At 35.3% G+C, this 17337-nt stretch carries 11 protein-coding genes; 1 reads left to right on the top strand and 10 read right to left on the bottom strand.

Annotated elements, in window-relative coordinates:
- Window positions 1–23: 23 nt before the first annotated feature.
- The 8 genes from JMA43_RS05010 to JMA43_RS04975 all read right to left on the bottom strand — a co-directional run bounded on the left by JMA43_RS05010 (window position 24) and on the right by JMA43_RS04975 (window position 14414).
- The gene (locus JMA43_RS05010) at window positions 24–6536 is read right to left on the bottom strand and encodes a beta strand repeat-containing protein (protein WP_342155284.1); all 6513 of its coding nucleotides are present in this window, start codon (window positions 6534–6536) and stop codon (window positions 24–26) included.
- Window positions 6537–6923: 387 nt separating this feature from the next.
- On the bottom strand, window positions 6924–8354 hold the full coding sequence (locus JMA43_RS05005) for a hypothetical protein (RefSeq protein WP_342155283.1): 1431 nt from the start codon (window positions 8352–8354) through the stop codon (window positions 6924–6926).
- Window positions 8355–8723: 369 nt separating this feature from the next.
- Window positions 8724–9947 carry a hypothetical protein gene (locus tag JMA43_RS05000; RefSeq protein WP_342155282.1) on the bottom strand — a complete coding sequence of 408 codons (1224 nt, stop codon included), beginning with the start codon at window positions 9945–9947 and terminating at the stop codon, window positions 8724–8726.
- A 29-nt stretch (window positions 9948–9976) separates the two neighbouring features.
- The gene (locus JMA43_RS04995; RefSeq protein WP_342155281.1) at window positions 9977–10504 is read right to left on the bottom strand and encodes a hypothetical protein; all 528 of its coding nucleotides are present in this window, start codon (window positions 10502–10504) and stop codon (window positions 9977–9979) included.
- A 40-nt stretch (window positions 10505–10544) separates the two neighbouring features.
- Window positions 10545–10979, bottom strand: coding sequence for an N-acetylmuramoyl-L-alanine amidase (locus tag JMA43_RS04990; protein ID WP_342155280.1), 435 nt, complete (start codon window positions 10977–10979; stop codon window positions 10545–10547).
- Between the two features lie 177 nt (window positions 10980–11156).
- Window positions 11157–11369, bottom strand: a complete 213-nt coding sequence (locus JMA43_RS04985; protein ID WP_342155279.1) for a hypothetical protein — start codon at window positions 11367–11369, stop codon at window positions 11157–11159.
- Window positions 11370–11379: 10 nt separating this feature from the next.
- A complete protein-coding gene (locus JMA43_RS04980; RefSeq protein ID WP_342155278.1) occupies window positions 11380–12387 on the bottom strand; it encodes a hypothetical protein in 1008 nt (335 codons plus the stop codon).
- Window positions 12384–14414, bottom strand: a complete 2031-nt coding sequence (locus JMA43_RS04975) for a tail fiber domain-containing protein (protein ID WP_342155277.1) — start codon at window positions 14412–14414, stop codon at window positions 12384–12386. The genes JMA43_RS04980 and JMA43_RS04975 overlap by 4 nt, the downstream gene beginning before the upstream one ends.
- 103 nt (window positions 14415–14517) lie before the next feature.
- Between JMA43_RS04975 and JMA43_RS04970 the strand changes: the two genes are divergently transcribed.
- Complete coding sequence (locus tag JMA43_RS04970; protein ID WP_342155276.1) at window positions 14518–14754, top strand: hypothetical protein; 237 nt, start codon at window positions 14518–14520, stop codon at window positions 14752–14754.
- Here JMA43_RS04970 and JMA43_RS04965 read toward each other — a convergent pair.
- Together JMA43_RS04965 and JMA43_RS04960 are read right to left on the bottom strand one after the other, a co-directional pair.
- Window positions 14718–15308 (bottom strand): hypothetical protein, encoded by a 591-nt coding sequence (locus JMA43_RS04965; protein WP_342155275.1) that lies wholly within the window; start codon window positions 15306–15308, stop codon window positions 14718–14720. The genes JMA43_RS04970 and JMA43_RS04965 overlap by 37 nt on opposite strands.
- Before the next feature lies 1 nt (window position 15309).
- The gene (locus JMA43_RS04960; protein ID WP_342155274.1) at window positions 15310–17337 is read right to left on the bottom strand and encodes a hypothetical protein; all 2028 of its coding nucleotides are present in this window, start codon (window positions 17335–17337) and stop codon (window positions 15310–15312) included.

Below are 17337 nucleotides of genomic sequence, written 5' to 3'. Positions count from 1 at the left end.
ACTCAAGATATCTTATTGAAAGATTAATTACTTCCTTTAAGTAGTTCTTCTAGTTTTTCCAACCTTTCATTTAAATTTTTTGTATATGCTTCTAATTCGTCAATCTTAGCATCTTTACTTTCAATTTCTTTGTTAAGTTCTATAACATGAAGATATAATTCTTCTGTTTTTTCAAGTAGTTGAATAGAGAGTTCTGACATATTAAAAGAATATCCTTTCTCTGTTTTTAAAATTTCGTTTATTGGTGTAATTCCAGGCAAATGTTTATTTGCACTAATAAACGCTTCAACTTCATTTAAAGATTTAAATTTATAATCATCTTTTATAGTTGAAAACCCATTAAAATAGTCTTCAAAAACATAATCTGCATAATAACTATTTACAGTTGTAATAGCGCCATTTACTCTCAGTTTTTCATTGGGTGCTACAGAAGCATCATTTGGTTCATCAAACCCAATTCCTACCCATCCTTGGGTATAAATATTTTCTGTATTAAGTGTAGCTCCTTTATTAGTATCAACACTGTACCAAGGCTCTTGCAAAATAGGAGATAAATCTAATGCGTTTAAAACTCCATCTTCATCGGTGTAATCTAATGTCTTATCGTCTACATTAACATCTAATGTTGTTAAAGTTTGAGCCTCCCCAATTAAATCAACTAATTTAAATTCAGTTTGATCTCCATTTTCATCCGAATAAATTAAAGCTTGTGTTGTTCCTTCGTATGATAAAGACGTTAAAGTTTCTGAGGCTTTAATCAACGCAGTGATATCTAATGGATTTTCGTCTCCATTTTCATCAGTATATGTTAAAGTATGCTTATCAAAAACTTGACCTAAAGAATCTGTTTCTTGTGTTACGACATCCTTTAATGATGTTAATGTTTGTGCTGATTGAACAGCAATTGAATCTAAAAATGATCCTCCATCTGTTCCTGTTGTCAAGATGTTATCTGCATCTGCACTTGTTACTGATGCAGGTTGAGTTATTGAGTTCTCATTTAAATAACTAATTATACCAGTATCTGTATCTTGAACAAGTAAAGTTGTTGTCTCAGAGGCCTGTACATCTGATGCTGTCAACTTTGACCCTCCATCTGCACCCGTTGTCAAAATATTATCAGCATCTGCACTCGTTACCTGTACTTCTACTGGGGTAGCCCCTGCATCTTCATTCGTATAAGTTAGTGTTCCTGTAGTTAAATTCTGCTCCAAAGTTGTATTGGTCTCAGCGTCATCTACAATCGTATTTATCTCATTAACTACATCCGTATTCTCAAAAATTGTAGTCGCATTATTCGTTACCTCTTCTACTACATTCACAAATAAACCTTCGTCATTGGTACTAGCCGTAATAGAGTTATCAGCATCTGCAGATATTAAATTTACAACAGGATTAGGATTGGTACTATCCTCATTTACATAAGTTAATGAACCCGATGCTAAACTCAATGATGTATTGGTCTCAGAGGCCTGTACATCTGATGCTGTCAACTTTGATCCTCCATCTGCACCCGTTGTCAAAATATTATCAGCATCTGCACTCGTTACCTGTACTTCTACTGGGGTAGCCCCTGCATCTTCATTCGTATAAGTTAGTGTTCCTGTAGTTAAATTCTGCTCCAAAGTTGTATTGGTCTCAGCGTCATCTACAATCGTATTTATCTCATTAACTACATCCGTATTCTCAAAAATTGTAGTCGCATTATTCGTTACCTCTTCTACTACATTCACAAATAAACCTTCGTCATTGGTACTAGCCGTAATAGAGTTATCAGCATCTGCAGATATTAAATTTACAACAGGATTAGGATTGGTACTATCCTCATTTACATAAGTTAATGAACCCGATGCTAAACTCAATGATGTATTGGTCTCAGAGGCCTGTACATCTGATGCTGTCAACTTTGATCCTCCATCTGCACCCGTTGTCAAAATATTATCAGCATCTGCACTCGTTACCTGTACTTCTACTGGGGTAGCCCCTGCATCTTCATTCGTATAAGTTAGTGTTCCTGTAGTTAAATTCTGCTCCAAAGTTGTATTGGTCTCAGCGTCATCTACAATCGTATTTATCTCATTAACTACATCCGTATTCTCAAAAATTGTAGTCGCATTATTCGTTACCTCTTCTACTACATTCACAAATAAACCTTCGTCATTGGTACTAGCCGTAATAGAGTTATCAGCATCTGCAGATATTAAATTTACAACAGGATTAGGATTGGTACTATCCTCATTTACATAAGTTAATGAACCCGATGCTAAACTCAATGATGTATTGGTCTCAGAGGCCTGTACATCTGATGCTGTCAACTTTGATCCTCCATCTGCACCCGTTGTCAAAATATTATCAGCATCTGCACTCGTTACCTGTACTTCTACTGGGGTAGCCCCTGCATCTTCATTCGTATAAGTTAGTGTTCCTGTAGTTAAATTCTGCTCCAAAGTTGTATTGGTCTCAGCGTCATCTACAATCGTATTTATCTCATTAACTACATCCGTATTCTCAAAAATTGTAGTCGCATTATTCGTTACCTCTTCTACTACATTCACAAATAAACCTTCGTCATTGGTACTAGCCGTAATAGAGTTATCAGCATCTGCAGATATTAAATTTACAACAGGATTAGGATTGGTACTATCCTCATTTACATAAGTTAATGAACCCGATGCTAAACTCAATGATGTATTGGTCTCAGAGGCCTGTACATCTGATGCTGTCAACTTTGATCCTCCATCTGCACCCGTTGTCAAAATATTATCAGCATCTGCACTCGTTACCTGTACTTCTACTGGGGTAGCCCCTGCATCTTCATTCGTATAAGTTAGTGTTCCTGTAGTTAAATTCTGCTCCAAAGTTGTATTGGTCTCAGCGTCATCTACAATCGTATTTATCTCATTAACTACATCCGTATTCTCAAAAATTGTAGTCGCATTATTCGTTACCTCTTCTACTACATTCACAAATAAACCTTCGTCATTGGTACTAGCCGTAATAGAGTTATCAGCATCTGCAGATATTAAATTTACAACAGGATTAGGATTGGTACTATCCTCATTTACATAAGTTAATGAACCCGATGCTAAACTCAATGATGTATTGGTCTCAGAGGCCTGTACATCTGATGCTGTCAACTTTGATCCTCCATCTGCACCCGTTGTCAAAATATTATCAGCATCTGCACTCGTTACCTGTACTTCTACTGGGGTAGCCCCTGCATCTTCATTCGTATAAGTTAGTGTTCCTGTAGTTAAATTCTGCTCCAAAGTTGTATTGGTCTCAGCGTCATCTACAATCGTATTTATCTCATTAACTACATCCGTATTCTCAAAAATTGTAGTCGCATTATTCGTTACCTCTTCTACTACATTCACAAATAAACCTTCGTCATTGGTACTAGCCGTAATAGAGTTATCAGCATCTGCAGATATTAAATTTACAACAGGATTAGGATTGGTACTATCCTCATTTACATAAGTTAATGAACCCGATGCTAAACTCAATGATGTATTGGTCTCAGAGGCCTGTACATCTGATGCTGTCAACTTTGATCCTCCATCTGCACCCGTTGTCAAAATATTATCAGCATCTGCACTCGTTACCTGTACTTCTACTGGGGTAGCCCCTGCATCTTCATTCGTATAAGTTAGTGTTCCTGTAGTTAAATTCTGCTCCAAAGTTGTATTGGTCTCAGCGTCATCTACAATCGTATTTATCTCATTAACTACATCCGTATTCTCAAAAATTGTAGTCGCATTATTCGTTACCTCTTCTACTACATTCACAAATAAACCTTCGTCATTGGTACTAGCCGTAATAGAGTTATCAGCATCTGCAGATATTAAATTTACAACAGGATTAGGATTGGTACTATCCTCATTTACATAAGTTAATGAACCCGATGCTAAACTCAATGATGTATTGGTCTCAGAGGCCTGTACATCTGATGCTGTCAACTTTGATCCTCCATCTGCACCCGTTGTCAAAATATTATCAGCATCTGCACTCGTTACCTGTACTTCTACTGGGGTAGCCCCTGCATCTTCATTCGTATAAGTTAGTGTTCCTGTAGTTAAATTCTGCTCCAAAGTTGTATTGGTCTCAGCGTCATCTACAATCGTATTTATCTCATTAACTACATCCGTATTCTCAAAAATTGTAGTCGCATTATTCGTTACCTCTTCTACTACATTCACAAATAAACCTTCGTCATTGGTACTAGCCGTAATAGAGTTATCAGCATCTGCAGATATTAAATTTACAACAGGATTAGGATTGGTACTATCCTCATTTACATAAGTTAATGAACCCGATGCTAAACTCAATGATGTATTGGTCTCAGAGGCCTGTACATCTGATGCTGTCAACTTTGATCCTCCATCTGCACCCGTTGTCAAAATATTATCAGCATCTGCACTCGTTACCTGTACTTCTACTGGGGTAGCCCCTGCATCTTCATTCGTATAAGTTAGTGTTCCTGTAGTTAAATTCTGCTCCAAAGTTGTATTGGTCTCAGCGTCATCTACAATCGTATTTATCTCATTAACTACATCCGTATTCTCAAAAATTGTAGTCGCATTATTCGTTACCTCTTCAACTACATTTACAAATAAACCTCCGTCTAATCCTGGAACAATCGAGTTATCAGCATCTGCAGAAATTAAGTTTACATTTGGATTAGGGTTCAAAAGATAATCTTCATTTTCATAAAGTAACACACCACTACTAATTGAAATACTTGTATTTGTTTCTGCTGATTGTACGGCTGTTTCATCAATAAATGAACCTCCATCGGCTCCGCTGGTCAATAAGTTACCTGTATCTGTACTTGTTACACTCGCTGTAAAATCAGCACTGTCTTCATCTGTATAAGTAATAACACCTGTTCCAAGATCTTGAACAAAGAAAGTAGTTGTTTCTCCCGCTGGTGGCGGTACGTGTAACAATCCGTCTGTTCCTAATGTAATTCCATTTGGAGTTTCTGTTGAAAGAAGACTTGATAATAAAATTTCATTATCTGCATTATCTTCATCTGTATAAACTAATTTTCCACCTGTAGCTTCAGCAACCAAACTTAAAGAAGTTACTGTTTCTTCTGCATCTACTATATTGCTAATTTCGTTAATAACTTCAGTGTTACCGAAAATTGTAGTTGCATTAGTTGTAACATCAGCAATAACATCAATAGTTTCAGCAGTTCCATCTTCAGAAGTATAAGTGTAATTTCCACTACCGTTATTTACAAGTGTTGTAACAGTTTCATCTGGATTAGCTTGCTCCCATGTATTGGTAGTACTATTATAGGTATAAACATCTCCTGTAGACTCATCTACATAAATATCACCTGCATTACCATTTCCTGTTGGAGCACCTGTTCCTGTTTGCGTTACAGAAATATCTGTTGGAGTTCCGTCTTCAGAAATATAAGTATATGTTCCGTCTTGATTATCTGTAAAAGTTGTAACCGTTTCATCTGGATTGGCTTGCTCCCAAGTGTTTGTTGTACTATTATAGGTATAAACATCTCCTGTAGACTCGTCTACGTAAATATTTCCTGGAGCACCACCAGTTCCGTTATCATTTGGATTTCCAGAACCACTCTGCGTAACTTTTAAATTTGTTTCTTTTCCATCTTCATCAGTATACGTATAAGTACCGTCTGTATTTTCATCTAAAGTAGAAACTGTTTCTGCGTTAGCTTTTTCCCAAGTATTGGTTGTGCTATTATAGGTATAAACATCTCCTGTAGACTCATCTACATAAATATCACCTGCATTACCATTTCCTGTTGGAGCACCCGTTCCTGTTTGCGTTACAGAAATATCAGTTGAAGTTCCATCTTCAGAAACATAAGTATAAGTACCGTCTTGATTATCTGTAAAAGTTGTAACCGTTTCATCTGGATTGGCTTGCTCCCAAGTGTTTGTTGTACTATTATAGGTGTAAACATCTCCAGTAGATTCGTCTACGTAAATATTCCCTGGAGCACCGCCAGTTCCGTTATCATTTGGATCTCCAGAACCAGTTTGTGTTACCTTTATAGTTGTAGGTACATTCTTTTCATTCGTATACGTATACGACCCATCACCATTATCAACCAAAGTTGTTTCGGTTTCGTTAGCCTTTACTATCTCGTCGAAATTAATTGTTTGCTGATTTCCTGAGTCATCAATGTAATTAAATGTGTTGTTGGTAGGATTGTAAATTACATTTCCGCCTCCTACATCATCTAAATCACTTGAAGAAATAACTTTTTTCCATGAATCAGTTTGCCAATAATAAAACCCTGGAGTAATATTAGCATTGTTCGAAATATTATACACCAACAATCCGTTTACATTTCCGGCGGTAATTGTTTGTGCATCATCTGTACCAAGTAATGCAATTCTAGGAATAAGCATCCCCTTATCGTTTGCCACAACATCTAATTGTGCAGCATTATTAGGAGATAATGTCCCTATCCCTACTTGAGCTTCTGCATTATATGCAAATGCAAAAAATACAATGGCAATTAAAAGTATTCTTTTTACCATATCCACATTTTAATTAAATTAATGATCTTTATTAAAAACTATCTTTATATCCTTGGCAAATAGCCAATATATTACACTATGAAACTCCTTATTAAATCAATAAGGAATTAGGGGAGGTTTATATACTTAAAGTGCCTTTTTGGGAAGTGGGTTTCGCACTAAAGTAAAAGGCAAAAGTATGTACTAATTAAAAGTTAAAAAAAAATTAACCTACACTGATTTTATGTAATAAAAAGACTACAAAAAATCATCAAAGATCTAATCAAAATTCTTTCGGGGGGAGTAAAATAAGCATATTAGACTAGAATACAATTACTTACAAACAACCTACATGCTTGTACGAATATACTTAAAATTTTAATAACAGAGAAGAAATGTTCAAGAAAATTAATCTTTAATCTCTAAAATCCAAATTTCACTATAAGTATCGTCTGACTTAAAACGATTATAGTCGACATACAAGTCCTGAATTTGCTCACTATAATTTACATAAACATACTCCCAATTGTTCTTCGGACTGATAAAAGATTCTGGGGAAAAACCTTCGCTACGTAAATGTGTTTTCCATTTTTCGGCAAGTGTTTTATCTGAAAAAACATTTGTGATTAAATAGTAACCTGGTTTTTGAGAAGAAATCTTTAATGTTTGTCTTACTTTAATTGCTGAAGCGTTTTCAATTTGTTTATCCTCAACCACTCTTACAACTACTTCTTCAGCTTCAACTTTTGTAGGAGTAACAACAGGAACTGATGCTTCTATAACATTGGTTTGTAATGCCGAAAAGAAAAGCAAAAATTTATCTCTTACCGTAGTTAAGTTTAATTTGACTTCTTCTGAAATTTTACTTTTATCTAACGGAAGATTAAAAGAAGCTATATCAAACCCAAGTGTATTTATACTATTTGGTGTGCGTTTTAAAAAGACCTCATCATTTAGGGTAATCGAACTATTAAAGAAATTTTCTTCTGCACGAACTGGAGAAAATAGCATTTGAGGCTTTTCATCTTCCGAATAAACTAAAGAAACTTTATCGGTTTTTAAACGTTCATCGCCTTCTAAAACTCCAAGTGTAATATTAGTACTTGCACTATCTTGCGCTGCAATTGTTAATTCGTATTCATTCTTTTCAACAGATTGGAATCCGTTTTGCAATACAAATTTTTTATTCGAAGTAGTATCGTCATTATAAATTACATACAACATCCATCCTCCAGAACTTCCTCCTAAAATATGGCCTTGTGTGGCATGTACATTGGCCACAGTATAAACTCCAGAAGCATTTGGAATACTTTGCAATGTTTTTGTTACATCAGCATAACATAAATAAGGTCTGCCTATACTGTCTTTATAATCTTCTAGAATTGTACCGCTAATACTTTGGTAAGATTGTTGCGGAGTTTTAAGCAATACATTATTATAATTATCTACTCTTGGTTTTACAGGAACATACTCGTATTCGGTTTTGCCTCGCTTCATTTCGGCTTCTTCATGTTCGTATGTTGCAGCCCAATACAATCCTGCATACGCAATTGAAGATGCACTTTCTGGAATAGCTAATGTTGCAGAACTTGAACTGAAAGTATTTGGATCGTTATCAATATCAATATAAACCATCGGCAAACGATCGTTCTTTTTTGCAAAGTGTCCCACATCGTTATATGGATCTTTTGAGTGAATACTCACTACATTATTCCCAATAACTCTAGAGTCTCCACGTAGAGAAAAATTTTTGTATGTTTTAAATCCTGTTACTTTTTGCCCAAAAGACTGAAAAACAGATAAAAGAAAAACAACACCTATAAAAAACCTAAAAAACATATAATCTTTTTCTTATAATGTAAAGATAATATATTCTCTAAAACAGCGAAGCTTATTAAAATGTTTATTTTTTTTATAGACATTCTTATTGTGAATGTAAACTACATTTCTTTTTTTTGCGATGAAAAAATTTGCACAAAAAATGAATAAAAACATGTCAAAATAAGGTAAAAATCAGCAGTAAAATATGCTTTTCAAAGAGTGCTAAAATACTCCAACCCCGCACGGGATGTAGCTTAGTCCGGTTAAAGTGCACGTCTGGGGGGCGAACACTTCCATTAGTGTTTATAAGGCTTGCGAAAGGTTTTAGATAAAATTTGCACAGGATTTGCACAAAACTAAAAAAGTAGTAAAAAAGGGAAAAATGTTCTAAACAGAAGCATTTAACACTTGCGGTTTACCTCTCCAATTTTCCCAAATAATAGAAAATCCAGCATTCGTAAAATAGTCTAATGTTTCGCTATAATAATTTCCTGTAAAGAATGGCGCTAAAACTATTCTTCTGTGGTCTATCGAATCGTCTTTAATTACCTTGTAATTGTTTTTTTGACTAATAGATAAACTTTCCATTAAAGAATGTAAATGCGCTTCGCAAATTAAGTTAAAATATCCTTTTTCTCCGTAGTTCCATAGAATGTCTTTTGTCGGTCGTTTACTTACTGCTTTATCCCCGTGCAGGATAATGTGATTTATATTCTCGATTTTATGAATTATAACGAAAGGATGAAATTCAACATCGTAGCCTAACAATTCTAAACCCCACGCAATTAAATCCGCTGCGCCACCTTTTACGTCCTCGTCATTTGCTTTACTTATACGGTCGTGGTTTCCTGCTACTATTTTAATCTTTCCTAAATTATCGATTTTAGACAAAGCTTTATGCAATAACTGTACGCATAATTTAATAGCGTTCGCTCCTGTTTCATCTTTATTTAGGCTTAACCAAGAATTAATGTGATTTAAACCGCTAAAACTTTCGATTAAATCTCCGTGTATGTGTACGTGTGTTTTCTTGAATTTTAAATAATTTACTTCATCGACTGACCTTAATAAACTATCGAGTAGTATGTCGCTGTTGTAGTCTGGAGTGTGTACTAAGTTATATACGTGCGCTCCGAAATGTAAATCCGCCCATTTTAAAGCGCATTCTTTCGGGTTTGAATAGTGTTTTTGAGTGTATTTGTATTCTTTGTTTAGTTCTCGATTTAAAACGTTTTTAATGCGTTCAAAGTCAAAATCATCGTCGTATTGTTCTTTGAAAACTATGTTGTAGAATGGCGTTCCTGTATGCGAAACTAATTTGTAAGAAGAAATACTTTGCCTTGGTAGTTTGTAATGCTCGCAATATTCGTCTATATCCATCATTCTACCATCGTTTGACCAAGCCGATAAAATGAATAGTTTCTTTTGGTTGTAGTCGTTTGCTTTGGTTGACGTTTTTACTTTTACTCCGTTTCTAAAGTTATTCAGTTTATCAACTTCTTCATCTGTTAAGCTATACTGTGGTGTCTTTCCGTTGGAGTAGGTTTGTTTTACATTAAATCCGAGTTCTTGCGCTTCATCGTCTGATAATTGCACTCTTTTTTTTGCCATACTATCGGGTTTTAAAACGATAAAATCAATTATCGTGTTTTAAGCCAGTTTTTTAATTTATTTAGTATGTTGGTGCGGTTAGTGTATAAATAGTAAATTAAGTACGCTGAAATCAAAAATAAAGCTATTCCAAGAAGTACCTTAAACGTTCCTATCGTGGTCGGTTTCTTTTCTACTTGTCGCTCTTTTTCGACTATTTTAACGTCTTTTTTTTCGTCTATTTTTATTTTGGTTGTGTCTATATTGTTGGTTTGCTCAACTTGGCGGATTTTCCGCTTAGTTACTTTTACATTATAAGTTGTATCGTTTCCAATTACACTCGGCTTTTCGTGGTCGATAGGCTCGTAGACAAACTCGTAGGTATTGGAAGTTTTTAACTCTTGCAAGTTCTGTCCGTACTCGATTTCGGCTTTAAACTCGCTTTTATCGATTTGTTTGTTATACGATTTATCGACTTTCTTTGACTTACAGGAACACAAAACTAACAGTGAAGCTAACACTATAATTAGTAACACAAAGTAATTCTGTTCGTTATTATTTCCGCTGTAACTGCTCATATAAAGTCAAATGTTTGATTCTATTTCGATATTTTTTCACTTATAAGTGAATTTCTTCTTTATATCCTACGTGTTTTAACCATTCCTGCACCTCGAATGATGGACAGTCTTTTGCTACGCCTTTAAAATCTCTATGCCCTACAATTTTAGCATCTGGAAATTGTTCTTTTAATTCGTCTATAAGTTCAAGTTGTGATATTACTTGCTTCGGCGTTCTGTTATCATACGCTTTGCCTTGCTTATCAATTCCACCAATATAACTAATGTGAATACTATTATAATTATGTCCTTTAACGCCATTAGCAATAGCATCAATAGGCAGTAAATTATAAATAAGTCCATCTTTATCGATTATATAATGATAACCTGGATTCCTCCATTTTAAAGTTTGTTTCCAATATCGCTGAATAGATTCTACTTTTGCATTCTGTGAAGTAGCTGTACAGTGTAATACTATGTATTCAATGTTTCTCATTTTCTCAAAGACTTTAACCAATCTCTTAACTTAATTACATAAGGCTTTAGAAACACCCACGCAATACCCGAAGCAATCGGTATCATAAATTTTACAAAAGCGTCCGTAGGAGTCATTATTGCGCCAAATATTGAAGTGATTAGTATTTTCAATTCTAGGGGTTCTATTTTAGCCATTTTAAACACTTGATTTCTTCTTAATATAAGCCTTAACCGCTTCCATCGTCAACGCTAACGCCAAGCATCCCCCTACTACATAACCATCGTTTACGTCAATGTATAACGGCTCGTTTTTTATCCACGGAATTATTACTCGAAATATCGAAAACACAACTACAACCGCATACGCTGTGTATCTTACTGCTATTTCTATTTTATCTTTATTTGTCATGGTTATTAAATTAGAGTTCGTAATACTCTCCTAATTCAAGTGTTACTATTTTAAAATTATTAGATGTGTCTTTTATGGATACATATAGATATTTCCCGTCATAACTAGGAAAAGCTGAATAAATTTCACTTACGTTATTTAAACAGTATGGTGTTTCTGTAATTTGGGTGCCTAATATACCATCCCAAGGGGGTGTTTTAAATTCTGCTAAAACCTCTACATTATTTGGTAGCAAAGGATGTACATAAGCAAGGTAGTACCCCTTCCCGTCATCTCTTGGGCTGAATGAGAAATCGTTCTCCTGTGTAACACTAAAAGAACCACCAATGTTTATGGTAGATATATCAAATGAGCTTGATAGCGTTATTTCTTGTACAACCTTTGAGCTGCCAGACACATATGTTAAAACCCCTTTTAAACCGCTACTATTTAAAGCAATCCTATCTACATCTGCGAAACTATAAGGAAAAGTATAGTTTCTGATATAAGTTGCTGTTGTTATATCATAAGCTGTACTTAAAGAATATTGATTTATAGCTCCTCCGTCTAATACAACATACATAGTTCCACCACCATTTGTAACATAAACGCTATTTGCTTCTATGAATGTAGAACCAATACTTAATGTTGTGCCGTTAGTAGCTGTAGAAATATCATAAGGGGTTGTTAACTGATGATGTTCTACATTTCCCGAAATTGGTTGTATAAAATATAGGTGATTTCCGTCTTTAGTTACAAAGACACCTCTTGGTATGCGGTTTAACGTAAAGTTTTTATTTGTGTTATACAACACCTTATGACTATAACCTCTAAAATTACTTAACCTATCTTTACTCCCCTCGTAAACAGGGTTGAAGCCATCGCTTACAGACGAATTAAAAGCACCTGATAAAGAATTTAAACTACCGCAAGTTTTTGAGTTTATCTCTTCTAAAACATCAACCAAACTAAACGTATTCGTATCTGGTACTTGCGCTAAAATCGGCAAGCTGAATAATATTAATAAGTATTTTCTCATTTCTCTAAAACTTCAATTCTTTTTTCTAATTCTGCTATTTTTTTTATCAAAAAGTCTATATAAGCAACACTTTTATATCCGTTCTCATCCGTTCTTACAAGTTCTGGGTTACTACGCTCCAACTGTTGCGCAATAAGTCCGTAACGCCTTGTTTTATTTGGGTCTGATTTTAGGTTGTAAGTGTAATAGCCATTACCTAACGGCTGTATATTTTCCTTCAATCTTCTGTCGCTTGATATAATGAAATTACTCGCTGTTAATGTTCCGCTTAACGTTTGGTTTCCGCTTGTTTTTAGAACCCCTGTAAGACTTGCGCCACTACCAGAGAATGAAGTAGCTGTCATAGCCCCTTGGTGATCGATATAAGCTATTGTCGATGATAATGAATTTCTAAACTGAAATTGCTGATTATTTGAAAGTTGAAAGATTAAGCCATTTGCTACATTGTTCTCGTCTGCAAAATACATTCTATTATTTCCTTCAGAATCAACTATCCAATTATTTACTGTTGGCCGTAGATGAAAAGATCTGTCAGTAGATAAATCTCCCCCACCCGATAAATGACTTCCAGCATAAATATTTCTTGATGTAGGTACAGGTGAAATGTTTCCTGAATGATAAATGATTCTATTCAAAGATGCTTGATTAAAAACTAGGCTGTTAATTCCTCCATCTTCTAAAATGGATAACCCTGAATTTGACACATCATTTCTAATTGTTAAATTGCTATTAGATGAACTCGGAAAGCCAACATAGCCTTGTCTGGTTGTGCCATTGGATTCATAAAATGAAGTGTATGAAACATTGGATATCCCCGTACCCGAACCTATTAGAGAAATCCCTTCAAAACCACTATTAAAAGTCCCCTTCCTGAAGAGAACATCCCCCATGTAATTTATTCCAGCAACAGTTATATTATTTTTATTTCTAAATTGAAACTGAGTATCATTTGATAACTCAAAAATCACACCATTCACTTCATTATTTTCTTGAGCAAAATACATTCTATTATTTCCTTCAGAATCAACTATCCAATTATCCGTTGTTAACATTAAACTCAATGTTCTATTTTCCGTTAAATTTCCTCCGCCTGATAGATGATTACCTGCGAGTAACGATAAATTACTGTGGGTGTGTTCTGATGGATTAAATGTAGTCGGTTTTCCAGTTACATCACTCCAACTAGGTCTCCAATTTCCTTGTAGAACTGTTCCCGAAGTAGTTCCGAAATTCTTATTAAAAGCTGTATTTTTTGAAAATGAAGGCTCTGCGCCTATATTGGCAGCCGTTAAACTCCTTGTACTCCAATTCGACAAATGCCCGTATGTGTCTACATTTAAGTTGCTTATTACAGTTGCTCCCGATAAGTTTGTTTTTGCAATCCAATTTCCGTTGTCGTGGTTAATACTATTTCCTGCTCCTATTGTTATGTTATTACCCCCTACATACGAGTTTCCTGATATATCGCTAATTAACGCTATCGTTCCGCTTTTATCTGGATAAATAAACGTTCTATCTGCTGTAATTAATGAATGGTCGAATAAAGTAGCTGCGTTTGCTTGGCTGCCTACAAATCGAAATATATCTTCATCATTGTAATTTATCATTCCGCCACTCCCATAGCCAACACTTGTTAAGTCGTAAGGGTTTAGCCTTAGCCTATCTGCTTGTAAATACGCAAAATCTTTAATTCCCGAAATATCTTGATTTCCTGTTAACGCTACATAATTATCAAACTCATCCATTAAGTCGGTTTGCGTGTTTATATCCCCAAGGATTGAACCCCAAGAAACACTACCACCAGAAGAATTTATATCGCTTGTTAAAATATACTGTTTAACCCCTCCACTACCATTAACAACAAGTAAACTATCTGCCGAAGCATTACGAGTAATTCCTTGTAATTTTAATGTGTCTTTAACAGAGAAGTTTTTTTGCGCTTCCGTATCTCCGTTGGAGTAAGTTCTGATTTGTGCGTAAGAAATAACGCTAAAAAGTAAAGTGAAAATTAATACTAACCGTTTCATTTTTCGATTTGATGATGTTATACAAATATACATTATTATTTAGAATCATTCTAAATAAGTGTGAATTATTTATGTTAATCGGTTAATTATTAACTTTGTAGTTATGTTGGGAGTTGTTTTAGTTTTGTTGTTTGTTATTGGCGTGCCGTATTTAGGCTATGTGCTTTTTACGTCTGTTTTTGATAGTGTTTTCGGTACGGGAAACGACTATGAAAATAGCCGTAACCCTACGCATATACATTTTCACGAACATAAAGTTGAACAGCATTTACACGTTACGGAAAATCAACTTGATAAACTTCGTCAATCTTCTACAAGTTCGTCTGAACCTGCTGAATAACTTGCGTATAAAGTAGCATCGCCACCGTTGTACTTATGCCCCTCTAACGTTATTTCTGTGCCGTTATCGTCTACCTTTTTAAACCACACTCTATCGCCTACTTGTAAGCTATCTAAAGTGTTTCCGCCACGTTTTACAATCATTTCTTTATCTTCTGGTACAATTAAAGCGTTGTCAAGTGAACTGTCTTTATACCACTTAACGCCATCATGTCTGAGTCTATCTCCTGCAACTAAATTTATAATTCCGCTTCCGTAGTTTTGTGAACCGTCTGCGGTAACATTTACCCACTCTCCTGCTACTCCTGCGTTATCTGTGGTTAAAATCATAGTCGAGCCATCGCTTAACGTTACGGTGTTTGTGTTAGCGTTGTAGCTTCCTAAATACCCTCTTAACTGCTCTACTTTTACGCCTGTTGCGTCGTCTGTTCCGCTTTGGATAATTAAAAGTTTATCTTTTAAAACCCTCATTTCTTCCACTAATTCTGATGTCATTCTTGAATTAGCTAAAAGCCTTAGAAGTGTTTGCGTTTGCTGTTGTGTTATCGTACTCATTTTATTGTGCGTTTTTAGTCCATAATAATAACCCTAAGTCGTTGTAAGCTTCAATTCCTGCAAGCCCTCCGCCTTCTGTATCGATTAGATTTGCGTTTTCGCTTGGTATGAATTCGTTTCCAGAAAGTTTAAATGTTGCTGTTAATTGCTTGTGATTAGTTGTAAGTGTTCCCTCGATTTCTGGTGTTTCGGATAATTTGTAACCTACTCCGTTTAAAAACAAATCATTATGCGCTAAGATTAATCTTAATTTATGCGCCATTGCCGAAGATAAAAACGGAAACACTACTGTATCGGTGTTGTACACTTCATCGTCTGTCTTGTAATACTGCTCATCTCCATTATATCCCTCGGTTGTTTGCTCTCCTTGGTAGTCATTATAAGCTTCAAGACGTATCATGTGCTTAATGCCTGTTTGGTAATTCATTTTACCACGGTTTTCTTCGTCGTAGTAGTCAATCCTTACATACTTTTCAGAATCGATAAACCTTTGTTGCGCTTCACTTATGTAAGTGAATTTAATATTGTTTTCGTCTGTCCCTGCTTGTATTACTATTTGGTATTTACTCGGCAATACTGCCATATCCGCAAGAAACTCATAAACCTCGTAAGGCTGTAAATTATAAGTTGCTTTTACTTGTCTTTCGCTTGAACCCGCTGTATATCCAAAATCTAATTCAGCTACATACGCTTCATACGTTGAAGAAAAATAAACATTAATCACTTCGGCATAACCAGAACCAGATACTTCGATTTCTTGACCTACTTTTATCCAATCTGGTAACTGTGATTGAAAATCTATTGTATCCACAACTGCGCTCGTGTTCGGATCTAAAATATTAACCAACCCAAAGTATAAAGCACCTCGGTTATTTGGCGAACGAAATAAAGTAGCTGTACTATATCCTATTTGACCGATATTTTCGGTTTTCTGCGTAGGTATTAAAGGCGTTTCGTTTCCTTGGCAATCAAAAGCATAGATATTAATATAATTAGCGTTTGTTCTGAATTGCGTTGGAATTACGTCCGTATCTATCCATTTTTGAGAATACAAATTGTGTATTTCTCTATTCTCCATAAAAGAGAGCGTATTGTAATAGTTCTTTTTATCATTGTCAACCTTAGCGTAACGCATCGCATTAATTTCTGAAATATCAAAAATTGTTTCGGTAACAGTTGTAACACCATCGACAATAAAAGTTTCTGTATAAACGCACCCTAAAGCATCTCGAATGTATAACGTATAATTATCTGGTGGCAAATCTGAGAATGTACTTTCATCCTGCCAATCTGTACCGTTTAACGAATACTCGTAAGGCGAAACACTCGAATTTAAGTAGGTAATACTAATATTTACAGTCGAACCCGCTTCATAATTACGAACGTTAACTGTAACATCATTAGCGTTTAACTTTCTTACGCCTATTACATTGAATTTTGTAGCAGGGTTTAAATCTCCATTTATAGAGATAGGGTTATTATTTCTATCTCTAATCTCTATTTGTATAGGCTGTCCGTTTCTCGGTATTGCGTTAACAAAAGGCGAAGTAAATCCTGTATAAGCTATAACGCCATTTTTATACAAATCGTAAGGTTCAACTCCGCCCTCAACCGTATATCTTACATTAATAGAACCGCACGCATCCGTACTACTTGGCTCATACTCAAATGTTACTTTTTCTGGGTTTGGTGGTGGTGGCGCTGCTTCAATTTCTATCGTAACAGAAACGTAAACTCTATCTAGTCTACCGCTTAAACGCTTCATCGAAAAAACTATTTGAGCGTCGTGCGTTCCTGCTCCTAAATTATCGATTTGCGCTTTTATCGGCGTTACCTTGTATCTTGCAACTGCTGGTTTTTCTGTTTGTGATGTTTTGGAAACTGTAAGCCAATACGGTTTACTATCAATCCATGGTCCATCTCCGAAATAATCGGAATTATCCGTTGGCGTAATCGCAAGGTCTTTCCCTGTTGGCGTTGTGCCGTTCTTTTGATAGTCAAAACTTAAACTTGTCGGTGATGCTCCCAT

Origin of the sequence: Joostella sp. CR20, assembly GCF_038433465.1 — a bacterium.
Lineage (GTDB): Bacteria > Bacteroidota > Bacteroidia > Flavobacteriales > Flavobacteriaceae > Galbibacter.
Note: the sequence above shows the minus strand (reverse complement) of the source record. Positions and strands in the feature narration are given on the sequence as shown.

Excerpts from the sequence above, each read along its gene's own strand:
- JMA43_RS05010 (WP_342155284.1), bottom strand. The coding sequence starts at position 6,536 with ATGGTAAAAAGAATACTTTTAATTGCCATTGTATTTTTTGCATTTGCA.
- JMA43_RS05005 (WP_342155283.1), bottom strand. The coding sequence starts at position 8,354 with ATGTTTTTTAGGTTTTTTATAGGTGTTGTTTTTCTTTTATCTGTTTTT.
- JMA43_RS05000 (WP_342155282.1), bottom strand. The coding sequence starts at position 9,947 with ATGGCAAAAAAAAGAGTGCAATTATCAGACGATGAAGCGCAAGAACTC.
- JMA43_RS04995 (WP_342155281.1), bottom strand. The coding sequence starts at position 10,504 with ATGAGCAGTTACAGCGGAAATAATAACGAACAGAATTACTTTGTGTTA.
- JMA43_RS04990 (WP_342155280.1), bottom strand. The coding sequence starts at position 10,979 with ATGAGAAACATTGAATACATAGTATTACACTGTACAGCTACTTCACAG.
- JMA43_RS04985 (WP_342155279.1), bottom strand. The coding sequence starts at position 11,369 with ATGACAAATAAAGATAAAATAGAAATAGCAGTAAGATACACAGCGTAT.
- JMA43_RS04980 (WP_342155278.1), bottom strand. The coding sequence starts at position 12,387 with ATGAGAAAATACTTATTAATATTATTCAGCTTGCCGATTTTAGCGCAA.
- JMA43_RS04975 (WP_342155277.1), bottom strand. The coding sequence starts at position 14,414 with ATGAAACGGTTAGTATTAATTTTCACTTTACTTTTTAGCGTTATTTCT.
- JMA43_RS04970 (WP_342155276.1), top strand. The coding sequence starts at position 14,518 with ATGTTGGGAGTTGTTTTAGTTTTGTTGTTTGTTATTGGCGTGCCGTAT.
- JMA43_RS04965 (WP_342155275.1), bottom strand. The coding sequence starts at position 15,308 with ATGAGTACGATAACACAACAGCAAACGCAAACACTTCTAAGGCTTTTA.
- JMA43_RS04960 (WP_342155274.1), bottom strand. The coding sequence starts at position 17,337 with ATGGGAGCATCACCGACAAGTTTAAGTTTTGACTATCAAAAGAACGGC.